The organism is Chthoniobacter flavus Ellin428, from assembly GCF_000173075.1.
Taxonomy (GTDB): domain Bacteria; phylum Verrucomicrobiota; class Verrucomicrobiia; order Chthoniobacterales; family Chthoniobacteraceae; genus Chthoniobacter; species Chthoniobacter flavus.
In genome coordinates, this window is sequence record NZ_ABVL01000003.1 from 17,969 (window position 1) to 30,734 (window position 12,766).

A 12,766-nucleotide genomic window follows, 5' to 3' on the forward strand; every position below is an offset into this window, starting at 1 on the left:
TCCGATAGGCGGTGATTTCAACGGCCGGCAGACTCGCCCAGCAAAACCCAATGACTCGCGGTCACGAGTCTCGATTGGCCGCCGCTCACCCATTCATGAAACCGCTCGTCGCGTTCCCCACCCTAACCGCCTTCGTCTTCATCGCCACCCTCTCGCCCGCACTCGCGGAAAGCGACAGCCAGATGGAGGAAATGAGAGCCACCATTCGCGAAATGAAGCACGCCATGGCCGCGCAAAACGCCCGCATCGCCTCGCTCGAAAAGCAGCTGCAGCAGCGCGCGCCGTCGGCTCCCGCGCCCGCCTCCGCGTCGACCTCCCGGCCCGTCGCTCCGGCCAGCGGGCGCTCCGTCACGGTCGTCGGCCTGAATATGCCGGTCAGCGAACTGCCCGCCAATGCGGTTCCCAAGGAACGCAGCGTCATCCGGGATGCCGATGATTTCAACGATCTGCAACAAGCCGCACCTCGGCTCAATAACGCCCCACTCGACCCCTCGCTCAAGGGATTCGTCCCGATCCCGGGCACGGACACCATGTTCAAGATCGGTGGCTCCGCGCGCATCGATTCGATCGTGGACTTTGCCAATAACGGGAACCCGAACCTCTTCATTCCCTCCAGCATCCCCGTCCCCGGCGAGCAAGGAGCGAAAGGCGGCGAGCGCACGACGATGGAAACCAAAGGCACCCGCCTCTCCCTCGAACTCCGCCGGCCGGTGCCCTTCGACAGCACCCTGCGGATCTACACGGAGTACGATTTCTTCGACGACTCGACATCGAACACGATGAAGCTCCGCGTGCGGCACTTTTACGGACAGGCGTGGAATTTCCTCATCGGCCAGACCTTCTCCGCCTTCATGGACCCAGACGCGTTTCCCGACGTCGTCGACTATCAAGGCCCCAACTCCATCCTCAATCGCCGCCAACCGCAGATCCGTTACACGCAGCCGATTTACAATGGCGCGAGCAAGGTCAATCTCTTCGCCAGCATCGAGCAACCGGACGGTAACATCGACACCAGCAACGATGAATTCGCGTCGGGATCGACCGTGGTCAATCACACCCCGGATGGCGTTCTCGGCTTTCGCTGGGAAGGCATTCGTGGCCACATCCAAGGCTCGGGCCTTTTCCGGGAACTGTCGTTCGAGTCCGATCACGGGCCGCGCCAGAATGTCTTCGGCTGGGGCACGAGTCTCTCTGGAGCGCTCAATCTCTTCGAAAAAGACAAGCTCACCGGGCAGGTCACCTACGGCGAAGGCGACGCACGCTATATCAACGACACCAGCGGCAACGGCCTCGACGCCGCACTCGACCACGGGCAACTCAGGGCCATTCCCGTCTTCGCCGCCATGGCCGGTTACACCCACCATTGGAGCGAGCATTGGCGCTCGACGATTTCCGGGGGCTACGTGCACGTCGAGGCTCCGGAATCGCTGGGCGCATTCGCGACCGACAAAACCATTTACGCCAGCGCCAACCTCATGTGGCATCCGACCGCGAGCTTCCGCATGGGTATCGAATACCTCTACGGCCGCAACGAAACCCTCGACCACTCCGAGCGCGATGCCCACCGCCTCGATTTCGTCCTGCGTTACGATCTCGTCCGTTGATTGGCGCTTCCCATGGACATCAAGCTCATCCTCGAATTCCTGGTCATCCTCGGAGCGCTCGCCATGGGCGCCCGCGCCGGCGGTGTCGGTCTCGGCCTGTGGGGCGCAGTCGGTTTGCTCGTGCTGGTTCTCGGCTTCGGTATCGCCCCCGCTTCCATACCGGGCGAAGTGCTGCTCATCGTCCTCACAGTGATCATGGCGGCCTCGGCGATGGAGGTCGCCGGCGGCATCGATTTTCTCGTCCGCGTGGCCGAGAAGATCATCCGTAGCAATCCGAAACAGGTCACGATCGTCGCGCCCCTGGTCACCTATGGATTTACGTTCGCGGCCGGAACCGGCCACATCGTGTATCCCCTGCTCCCGGTCATCTACGAGGTGGCTTACGAGAATGGAATCCGGCCCGAGCGACCGATGGCGGTGGCCACGATCGCCTCCCAGCAAGCCATCACCGCCAGTCCCGTCTCCGCCGCCACCGCGGCCATGATCGGCCTGCTCGCCGCGCACCACATCGGGCTCGTGCAGATCCTGATCATTTGCGTTCCCTCCACTCTGCTCGCCGTGCTGATTTCCGCGTTCGTGCAATTGCACGTCGGCAAGGAATTGAAAGACGATCCGGAATACCAGCGCCTGCTGGCCTCCGGCAAACTGCACCCCCCGGGCAAAACGTCCGGCGCGACACCTCCGCCGCTGAAAAACGGCGCGAAGTCCAGCGCGTTCATTTTCCTCGCGGGCGTCTCCCTGGTCGTGCTGGCTGGTATCTTCCCAGTGCTGCGCACGGTCGACGCTTCCAGTGCGAAGCCCACGGTGCTGTCGATGCCCATCGCCATCGCGATCGTCATGCTCGCCGTCGCGGCCGTGATCCTCACCGTGACCAAAGCGCCCGTGGAGGAAGTTCCGAAATGCAAGACCTGCCAGTCCGGCGTCACGGCGATCATCGGCATTCTCGGTCTCGCCTGGCTGGGAGACACCTTCATCAACGCCAACCGCGAGACGATCATCGGCGGACTGAGTAGCATGGCGAAAGCCGCGCCGTGGACCTTTGCCATCGGGCTCTTTCTCGCCTCCATGTTGCTTTACAGCCAGGCCGCGACCACCCGCGCGCTCATGCCGCTCGGCCTTTCCCTCGGCATTCCGGCGCCCTTCCTCATCGGCATGTTTCCGGCGGTCAATGGCTACTTCTTTATTCCCAATTACGGCACGCTCATCGCCGCCATGCAATTCGATCGCACCCACACCACCCACATCGGCAAGTATCTGCTCAATCACTCCTTCATGTTACCCGGCCTTGTCTCGACCATCGGCGGGGTCTCCATCGGGCTGCTCATCGCTTCGTTCATGCCCAGGTAACCCTCATTTCCTATGACCTTCGACACTGACACCATCACCGCGGCCGCCCAACGGATCGGCATCTCCACCGAGGATCTCAATGCGGTCATTCAATCAGGCAGTTCCGTCACCTATCAAGCGGGTGACTATCTCTTTCACGAAAGCACACCGCGCCTCTGGCTCGGCATCGTGCAGGAAGGCCAGGTCGAAATCATGCGCGGAACGCACGCGCGACAGGTCGATCTCGTCACCCTTTCCTCGGGCGCGGTGATCAGTGAAGGCGTGGTCCTCGACGAGTCGCCGCACGCCACGAGCGCGGTGACACGCCAAGGCGCCACCGTGTGGCAAATCCCGCGCGCCGCCCTGGAAAAGGTGCGGGCGGAAAAGCCCGAGGTCTTTTGCCGCCTCGCCGGTCGCATCGCGGCGCGGTTGAGCGAGCGTCTGAATCACGCCGCTGGCCGCATCGCCGGTGAAAAAGTGGAGACGCTGATTTCCTCGGTGCGCAACGAACACGATTCGCTCGGCGAGCGCGAAGTGCCCAATCACGCTTACTATGGAGTGCAAACGCTGCGCGGCGTGGAGAATTTTCCGCTCTCCGGCATCCGGCTCTATCACTTCGAACATTTCATCCGCGCCTTCGCCTATGTGAAGAAAGCGGCCGCTCTGGCCAATTGCGAATTGGGCGTGCTCGATTCGATGAAGGCCCAGGCGATCGTGAAAGCGTGCGACGAGATCGCCGCGGGTAAACTCCACGATCAATTCGTCATCGATATGTTTCAGGGCGGCGCCGGTACCTCGACGAACATGAACGCGAACGAGGTCATCGCCAACCGCGCCCTGGAGATCCTCGGCCATCGCAAGGGTGACTATCAGCACTTGCACCCCAACGATCACGTCAACTGCTCGCAGTCGACGAACGATGCCTATCCCACCGCGATCAAACTCGGCGTGATCCTCACCCTGCGCGACACCCTTTCCGCCTGGCGCGAATTGCGCGTCGCCCTGGATGCCAAGGCCAGCGAGTTTGCCGATGTCTTGAAGATGGGCCGCACGGAAAACCAGGATGCCGTGCCCATGACGCTTGGCCAGGAGTTCAGCGCCTATGCGGTGATGATCGGGGAAGGCATTCGCCACCTCACGCGGGCGGGCGAGGAGTTCCTCGCGATCAACATGGGCGCCACCGCGATCGGCACGGGTCTCAACAGCCCCGTCGGCTACGCGAGCCTCTGCACCCAGCGTCTCGCCGAAGCCAGCGGCATCCCCGTGACCCTGGCGGACAATCTCGTCGAGGCCACGCAGGACTCCGGGGAGTTTTCCCTCATGAGCGGGACGATGAAAACGGCCGCGGTCCAACTCTCGAAAATCTGCAACGACCTGCGCTGGATGTCCTCCGGACCGCGCTGCGGGCTCTATGAAATTCGCCTGCCGTCGATGCAACCAGGCTCGTCGATCATGCCGGGCAAAGTGAATCCGGTGGTCCCGGAAGCGGTCAGCCAGATCTGTTTCCAAATCATCGGTGCGGATGTCACCGTCTCCATGGCCGCCGAGGCCAGCGAACTGGAGCTGAACATGGCGGAGCCAGTCATCGCTTTCAATTTGTTCTTCGGTCTCACCCTGCTGCGCAATGCGGCCATCATCCTGAACAGTCGCTGCATTGCCGGCATCGAGGCGAACCGCGAGCGTTGCCTGGAGTACGTGCGCAACTCGATCGGTCTCGTCACGGCGCTCAATCCCGTGCTCGGTTACGAAAAGAGCGCGGCCATCGCCAAGGAAGCGCTCAAGACCGGAGGCAGTGTCTACGATCTCGTCTTGCAGAAAGGCTGGCTGACCAAGGAACGGCTCGATGACTTGCTGCGGCCGGAAAACATGACTCACCCGCGAAAGCTCTCCTGATCATGAATCCCGAAGACCTGGCTTTTCTCAAATCCAACGTCCCGCTGCTGGCGTGTTTCACGGACGCCCAACGCGAGGAAATGACGAATGGTTCCAACATCGCCGTCTACGCTCCCGGAGAGACAATCGTGTATGCGGGTGATGAGATCCATTTTCTCGGAGTGATCCTCGAGGGTAAAGTCGCCGCCTCGGCCCCGATAGCCGACGGTGGCCAGGAACCGCTGGGTCGTCTGGATGCGGGTGAGACCTTCGGCGATATGGCGCTGATGACCGGGGACCCGATGGTCGCGGATCTCGTCGCGGAAACGCGCACGCGGATCCTCTTCCTGCCTCTCACCTTGTTCCAGTCCCACATCATGGCCGAACCGCGTGCGGTCCAACAGATTTCGCGGACCATCGGCGCGCGCCTCCAGGCGGTGATGCGCGACCCCGCAAAAGCGACGGCCGTGATGTGCAAGGAAGACACCGCCGGTTCGCTCGAACTCAAGGCCGAACGCCCGGAATGCATTCTTGTCCTCAACTGCGGCTCGTCATCTCTGAAATACAGCTTCTTCGATACGTCCCACCCGGAAAACGTGGTGCATGGACACATCGAACGCATCGGTCTCACCGGCACTCGCCTGGTGCAGGATGGCGCCAAGGGCGAGATCGTTCGCGAACTCCCGCAAAGCGGCCATGCGGAAGCGTTTGATGCCATGCTGGGGGCCTTGGTGGATAAAGGCGCCGGCGTCATACCCGACGCATCGGCTATCAGTGCGGTCGGCCATCGCGTTGTGCACGGAGGCGAGAAATTCACCAATTCTGTCCTGATCGAAGATACCGTGCTCGCCGAGATCGAAGCCCTCAACCCGCTGGCCCCGCTGCACAATCCAGTGAACGTCCTCGGCATTCGTGAAGCGCGACGCATCTTTGCCGCGGTCCCGCATGTCGCGGTCTTCGACACGGCTTTTCACGCAACCCTCCCAAGCCATGCCTATCTCTACGGCCTACCGCACGAATACCACGAAAAGAAAGGCGTGCGACGCTATGGCTTCCACGGCTCCTCCCACCACTATGTCGCCCTGGCCGCCGCGCAGTTCCTGCTCAAACGCCCGCGCGAATTGAAGATCGTGAGTTGCCATCTCGGCAACGGCGCTTCGCTGTGCGCCATCGATCACGGACGATCCATCGATACCAGCATGGGCTTCACGCCGGGTGAGGGGCTCATCATGGGCACACGCTGTGGAGACATCGACGCGGGCGTCGTTTCCTTCCTCGAGCGAACCGAGCATCTGACCGCCGCGCAACTCGACGAAATCCTCAACAAGAAAAGTGGCCTGCTCGGACTTTCAGCGATCTCGAACGATATGCGCGAGGTCGAACACGCTGCGGACGACGGCGATCTGCGTGCCCTCACCGCGCTCAAAACTTTTTGCTACCGGGTTCGCAAATACATCGGCGCCTATGTCGCCGCGATGGGTGGTCTCGACGTGCTCATCTTCACCGCCGGCATCGGCCAGGGGAGTGCCGGCGTGCGCGCCACCGCGCTGCAGGGTCTGCAATGTATGGGCATCCACCTCCATGAGCAGCGCAACCGGGAAGCGTGCGATGGCCGGAAGATCTCCCGCATTTCCACCGACGACTCGCCCGTGACGGTGCTGGTCGTGCCGACCGACGAGGAACGCATGATCGCCCGCGAGACTTTGCGCACGCTCAGTCGCGATTATCTCGTCCACGCCAGCGCGGCCTGCCAGCGGGAACCGGTGCCGATCGAGGTTTCCGCGCATCACATTCACCTCGCGCAAAAAGAAGTCGAAGCTTTGTTCGGCGCCGGCCATCAACTCACGAAACACGCCGATCTTTCACAACCGGGCCAATACGCGTGCAAGGAGCAGCTCACCATCGTCGGGCCGAAGGGGCGTATCGAGCGCGTTCGGGTCCTCGGCCCGACGCGCAAAGCCACGCAAGTCGAGATCGCCATGACCGAGCAGTTCAAGCTCGGCATTCAGCCGCCCATCCGCGAGTCGGGGGATATCGAAGGTTCACCTGGTTGCGTGCTCGAGGGACCCGCGGGCAGCGTGACGATCGATCGAGGGGTCATCTGCGCCCTGCGCCATGTCCACATGACACCCGCTGACGCCCTGCGCTACGGCTTGAAGGATAAATGCACGGTGCGCGTTCGCGTGCCTGGAAATCGCGAGATGGTCCTCGGCGACGTGCGCATCCGCGTGGATCCGAGCTTCGCGCTCGCCATGCATATCGACACCGACGAAGCCAACGCCGCCAACCTGCGCACCGGCGCCCAGGGTTTCATCGACGGCATCCAGCACGAAGACTGACCACGCGCTCTTCTGGGACTAAAGCCGAACGGCCAGTTCTACGCTATTTGTGTTCGTTCGTATTCGGAAGTGGATCGGCGAAGCATCAGGCTTACAAGTGATCGCCGTATTTCTTTCCTGCGCCCGCGGCGGCGACGGCGTGGATGTACTTCCCGCCTGGAGCATATGAATAGTTGGGAACATATTCGGCCGGTGACATTCGGTCCGGCTGGAGCGGCCGGGAAAACATCGTGGCATCGAGAATGAGCCATCCGTCCGGCCCCTCCCAAATTAGCCAGGCATGGCTCATGGTCGACTCCGCCCGTGCCTTGCCAACGACGAAACGAATCTTGCCAGTATCCATCTTGGAAGCCAGCCATAAGGCCTTGGCTTTACAGTCGCCGCTGTGGGTCGACTCGGTTTCCGCAGGGGTCTGCGGCACGTACGGCTGATCTTTCTTGAACACGTAGCGAAAGGCCCGATCTTCGGCGACGAGCTTGTTCACTGTGGCCATGTCAGGCTGGGCGCCACCCAGATGATGCAGCACTTCCCACAGGGGGCCGAGATAGGCGTCGTAGGGGGTCCGGCTGGTGGGCGTACCGAGGTCCAGTGCGCCCGCTTGCGCGCCGCTCAACATTCCGATGATTCCAAGGACCGCCAGCCGCCAGGCGGCGGAACGCCCCGCGCGGCAAATGAGTAAGTCTCTCTTCATTTGATTTTCTTTCCTTTCACGAAGGCCTCTCGCACCAACTCGAGTTGCTCGATCTGGTCCTGAGTCCAACCCCGGAGATCGCTGAAATACCTCGCCTCGCGCCATTCCGGATCCAAGGCCACCAGCCGGCCATAGTCGTTGAGCGCTTCGGTCATATTTTTCTGGGCCGCCGCACAGAGGCACAACCCCGCGATGACATCTTCGATCATCTCGCCCTGGAGTTCTTGCGCCTTGCGAAACTGCACCGCGGCCTGCGTCGGACGCCGGAAAAAAAAGAGCACCCAACCATACGCCCGCCGGGTCTCGTAATCATCGGGATTCAAGGCCAGCGATTTGTCGAACAAAGCGATCGCCCCATCCACATCCATCACGCGGGCATGCACCTTCCCCGCCCGGCGCAAGACGCGCGCGTCCGCCGGTGCGGCGGCCACCTCTTTATCGACAATTGCCAGGGCTTCGGTGCTCCTTCCGTAGTTCGTCAGTGTGCTCGCCGCGTAGCACCGCGCCAGTGGCGGCGCGTCCGGAATTTTCAGCACGACATCGGCGATGAATTCTCCCTGCCGCGCGTTGGGCATGTAGAGGCTGAGCGCGGCCAGGCCGAGCGGATCGTTGGAGACCGCTCCGAAACACTCGTAGAGCGCCTGGAGGGATCGCTCATTGACCCGATGCACAATATTGATGCCAAGGGTGCTGGTAAATCGCGGCATGCCGTTGCGGTCGCTGCCCGTGGTCAGGATCCAGCGCGCGAGCCGCGGAAAATCTTCGTTTCCCGCCCGCGCCGGGTCGGCAGGGTCACCACGCAGTTGGCCGAAAGTGGAAACGACGCGCTCGAAAGTATCCGGCCCGGTCTGATGCAAACCCACCAACCGTTCCGCAAAGGTTTGCACCCACGGTGGCACATCCTGGGTGACAAATGGGGCCTCGATGGCGCGCACCGTCCCGTCATCGCATGCCACCACGACGACGTTGTCCTGCTGCAAATAGTCCACGCAACTCGGCTGCGTATGCAGATTCACTCCATCGCCCAGCGGACGACCGCTTGCGATTTCATGAAATTGCACCGCATCGACCAATACGGTGGCAACCGCCAGGAATCGATTGTCATTGGTGATGACCGCCGAAATGATCGGCCCGGGTCCCAACACCGGCGTGCCAACCTGCTTCCATGTACGCGTCTCGTACACGATGGCACGGGCGTCATCGCCGGTCACCACCAGGAGGCTGCTGTCCGGACTGAAGCGCGCGCACCAAAGCGGGTCGTGACGATCGATGGAGGCCACGGATTGGTACGTCGCCCCATCCCAAATCCGCGCCGTCCCGTCGGCCGACGCCGTGACGATCCACTTCCCATCGGGACTGAAACGCGCGCAGCGGATCTCGGACTTCTTTTTGCCGGGACTGTGCAACACCGCCAGGGCTTTGGCTCGATCCCGCAAACTCCAGATGGTGGCATTAGGCCCGGAAGCGGTCAGAAGGCGAGTGCCATCTGGCGCGAAATCCACCCAATTCACGGCGGAGGCGTGGCGAAAAGCCCGTCCCTCGGCTTGCCCGTTGGAGGCCCTCCACAACCACGCCGCCCCGGTGCTGTCTCCCGTGGCGATCAGGGAGGCATCGGCGTTGAACACCCCACAATTGACCTTTCCAGCGTGCCGCATGGCCGGACCAAACGGGTCCACATGGCCCGAGATCCATTGCAAGGCAGTGTGATCCTCCGAAGTGGTGATCAGGTGTTGCCCATCGGCGCTGTAGAAAGCGCTCCGCGCACGCGCATTGTGGTCGCGTACGGTGGTCAATGGCATCCCCCCATCGGTCCGCCAGAGTCTCGCCTCACCGTCTTCGGTTCCCACGGCGATCGTCTTCAAATCCGGGCTGAACGTGATGACATTGACCGGGCCGCCATGGAGGAGGCGTTCCCCTCGCCGGGCACCGTTATGCATCGTCCAAAGGCTTACGTGTCCGTCGCTGGAAGCGGTCGCCCCGCGCATGCCGGTATAGGCCCAGATGAAGTCACGCATGGGCGCCTCCTCGCGCAGGACTACCGGCAATTTCGCGGCGGTCAGCGCATCCCAGAGTTGCACGCTGCCGTCGTCGAGCATCGTCGCAATTTGGCTCCCGTCGGGACTCACCTTGACCTTCACGATTTTTTCACCACACGACATCGCGGGCATGACCAGCATGACTTCCTCCGGATTCCAGAGCCGCGCCACTTTATCGTCTCCACCGGTGAGCACATATCGTTCATCCGAGGAAAAATCGATGCTGCGGACGATTCCTGGGTGAGGGAGACCCGCGCCGATCTCTCCCCCGGACTCCAGATTCCACACGTGCACCACATGATCGCCACCGGCCGCCCCCACTATCCGGCCGCTGCTGGAAATAGCCAGGGCACTGACGCCGCCACCACCGACCTGAAATTGCCCCACCACCTTTCCACCGTCGACATCGACGACCTGGATCACGCCCCCTTCCGTCCCAAAGGCGATGAGTCCGCCCTGCATGGAATATCGCGCCATCGCAACGGCCGCCGCCGGCTTGCCCACCTCGAAGACAACCTTCTTTTCCGCCACATCCCAGATTTGCACGCCGCTGTCTCGAGCCACCACGGCAAGTCTCGCTCCATCCCTGGAAAAACTCAGACCGACAATCGCACTCTCCGCCTTCGGCAGGCTAACGTGCCCCGCCGCGGCGCCCGCTTCGTCCAACGAATCGGTGGATGAAATTGAAACTTCGCCATCCGCCGCACCACTCGCGAGCTTGCTGCCATCCCGGTTGAAGACCAGCACATTCACCGCCCCGCCATGCTTGATCGGCGGAGCAACCGGAAAATGCCAGAGATGATCGCGAAGGCCGGCGTAAAGCATGGCGGCCAGCACCCGGTTTTGCGGATCGTGCGTGGCTGCCGCCGCCAAAATCGCCACGGCTTTCCGCGGCTGATCGTCTTCGAAATACGCTTGTGCCTGCTCGCGCGCCGCGACGCTTTCCGGTGCCTCCTTGACGGCATCTTCCGCCCACAAACAGGCGCCTGCGCAGAGGATCGAATGCCCCACCATGGCCACTAGGAGCTTGCGCACCACGGCCGCGCGGAAACGGAGCGGAATTGGAAGGAAGCTCACGGACGGCAAAGTAATCGCGCGCCGCGAAACGGCTCCATACGACTTTAGTCCTAGTCTGTTTTTAGAGGCAACCTGCCGCCAGCACGAGTGACGAGGTGAGCAGGATTGAGACTCTGCGGGACGGACAAGTTCAGCGCTGCGCGGTAGCTTGTGCGGCCAGCCAGGCCACACGGGTTTCGCGAAGGAGAGCGATCGCTTCCTCGATCGAATTGACGCAGTGCGGAATGGAAAAGTCGGCCGCGCTGGCCAGTTCGCTGCCTTCGTCGAGCATGCATCCCTTGCCCCAATCCACCAGGTCGGCCCACATCTTCCCCACCAGGATGAGTGGCGTGTTATAGAGCTTGCGGACCTGCAGGAGCTGCCAGGCCATTGACATTTCGAGGAGCGTCCCGATCCCGCCGGGGACCACCACAAAGGCATCCGAGGCGATCATGAAATGGTGCAGCCGGGAAAAGAAGGTCCGATGCCCATAGGCCTGACTGACGAATGGATTGACCTCCTGCTCAAATGGCAGTTCCACGTTGATCCCGATGGACCGATTGAGCCCCGTGGCATCGACGGAATACGCCCCTTCGTTGGCCGCCTGCATCAATCCCGGCCCACCGCCGGTGAGGATGTCGCAGCCCAATCCCACCAGCTCCGCGGCGAGCTTTTTCACGCCTTCGTAGGCCGGCGTCCCCGGCTTGATCCGGGCGGAGCCAAAGATAGTCACGCGAAAGTTCTGCCGCGTCGTGCGACGAAAGCGGGTGAGGTCGTTGACCACCTCCCAAAGTCCCGTCACCGCGCGTTCGAGCAGAGCCGCGGCCGCGTCTTCATCGCTGAGCAGAACGACGTCGGCTTGTCCGTAGGGAGTTTTTTTTGGATTCATTGTCCTATCGAGTGGTGCGAACGCCATCGCGCGTGGAGGGCCTGCCGGGGCCTTCCTGGTGCTGAAGTTCGACGAGTTGCTTGGTAATGCCCGCGCTCAAAATCGCGTCGATGAATGACGCCAGTCGTCCGGCGGTAGCCAGATCCCCGGGCTCCAGGACTTGGGCGTGGGCAAGATGATTGCGCAGCTTTTCCACATTACCGGTGAAGCGCTCCACTTCGCGCCGGGAAGCCAGACCGAGCAAGGTGAGGGTCGCCGGTTCACGCGCCAGGATGTCAGCCTTGTCTTTGATTTGGAGGCAATCGACCATCCGGCATTCGGTGCCATGCCGCTGACGTTCCGCGTAAAGCACCGATGCCTTTTCCCAGCGTCCTTTCGAAATTTGGTCCCGCCATGAATCGCCGGGGTACAATTCCTCGATGGCCCAGCTCATGTTCGTATCGAGCACCGTGATCGCGCCAAAGAGCCACATGCGCAGGGGCGGCTTTTGCAAATCGCGGCGCGTAATGACCGCGGTAATTTCGCCGAGCCATTCGAGAAAGACGTGTTCTGTCTCGGACAGCGCACTCAAAATCGCCACCAGGCCGGCGTGGTCGCTGAATACCTCCTGTTCCTGGAATTCGTGCAGGCAATCGCCCAGCGTGCCGCCGCCGAGATCATCCAACCGAACCCACCCCGCCATCGCTCCAGCGCGTCGCACCCCCAGGACGCCAACACCACGGGCCCGCAGCAAATCGGCACCGGCAGCCGCTGGCTGGTTGTCATCGAGCGAAAGCAACGGCTCGGCCAGGTCCACCGCGGACAGGCTCTGGGAAAACGTCCGGCTCAAGCGAGCGACACGCTTCGGTTCTCGAATGAGAGTCCGGGTAAAGGCAATCATCAACCTGCATTGTCCATTCTCCGCCGACCGCTTCCAATAGGACCTAAGGCTTATCCACGGCGGGGCCGCCAAA

At 62.0% G+C, this 12,766-nt stretch carries 8 protein-coding genes; 4 read left to right on the forward strand and 4 right to left on the reverse strand.

Annotation, left to right across the window (positions count from 1 at the left end):
* Positions 1-95 precede the first annotated feature (95 nt).
* From CFE428DRAFT_RS05450 to CFE428DRAFT_RS05465, 4 genes are read left to right on the forward strand one after another with little or no spacing between them, the layout of a single operon-like run.
* Positions 96-1,604 carry a DcaP family trimeric outer membrane transporter gene (locus CFE428DRAFT_RS05450; protein WP_006978460.1) on the forward strand — a complete coding sequence of 503 codons (1,509 nt, stop codon included), beginning with the start codon at positions 96-98 and terminating at the stop codon, positions 1,602-1,604.
* Between the two features lie 12 nt (positions 1,605-1,616).
* Entirely contained in the window at positions 1,617-2,951 is a 1,335-nt protein-coding gene (locus tag CFE428DRAFT_RS05455; RefSeq protein ID WP_006978461.1) for an anaerobic C4-dicarboxylate transporter family protein, read from the forward strand.
* A 12-nt stretch (positions 2,952-2,963) separates the two neighbouring features.
* Positions 2,964-4,823 carry an aspartate ammonia-lyase gene (locus tag CFE428DRAFT_RS05460; protein WP_006978462.1) on the forward strand — a complete coding sequence of 620 codons (1,860 nt, stop codon included), beginning with the start codon at positions 2,964-2,966 and terminating at the stop codon, positions 4,821-4,823.
* A 2-nt stretch (positions 4,824-4,825) separates the two neighbouring features.
* Positions 4,826-7,141, forward strand: a complete 2,316-nt coding sequence (locus CFE428DRAFT_RS05465; protein WP_006978463.1) for an acetate/propionate family kinase — start codon at positions 4,826-4,828, stop codon at positions 7,139-7,141.
* 91 nt (positions 7,142-7,232) lie between these two features.
* Here the strand turns inward: CFE428DRAFT_RS05465 and CFE428DRAFT_RS05470 are convergent, their stop codons facing one another.
* The 4 genes from CFE428DRAFT_RS05470 to CFE428DRAFT_RS05485 form a co-directional block, all read right to left on the reverse strand.
* Positions 7,233-7,832, reverse strand: coding sequence for a hypothetical protein (locus CFE428DRAFT_RS05470; protein WP_006978464.1), 600 nt, complete (start codon positions 7,830-7,832; stop codon positions 7,233-7,235).
* Entirely contained in the window at positions 7,829-10,945 is a 3,117-nt protein-coding gene (locus CFE428DRAFT_RS05475; RefSeq protein ID WP_006978465.1) for a hypothetical protein, read from the reverse strand. Before CFE428DRAFT_RS05475 ends, CFE428DRAFT_RS05470 begins: the two co-directional genes overlap by 4 nt.
* 130 nt (positions 10,946-11,075) lie before the next feature.
* Positions 11,076-11,813 (reverse strand): LOG family protein, encoded by a 738-nt coding sequence (locus CFE428DRAFT_RS05480; RefSeq protein ID WP_006978466.1) that lies wholly within the window; start codon positions 11,811-11,813, stop codon positions 11,076-11,078.
* A 4-nt stretch (positions 11,814-11,817) separates the two neighbouring features.
* A complete protein-coding gene (locus CFE428DRAFT_RS05485; RefSeq protein ID WP_006978467.1) occupies positions 11,818-12,693 on the reverse strand; it encodes a hypothetical protein in 876 nt (291 codons plus the stop codon).
* Positions 12,694-12,766 lie beyond the last annotated feature (73 nt).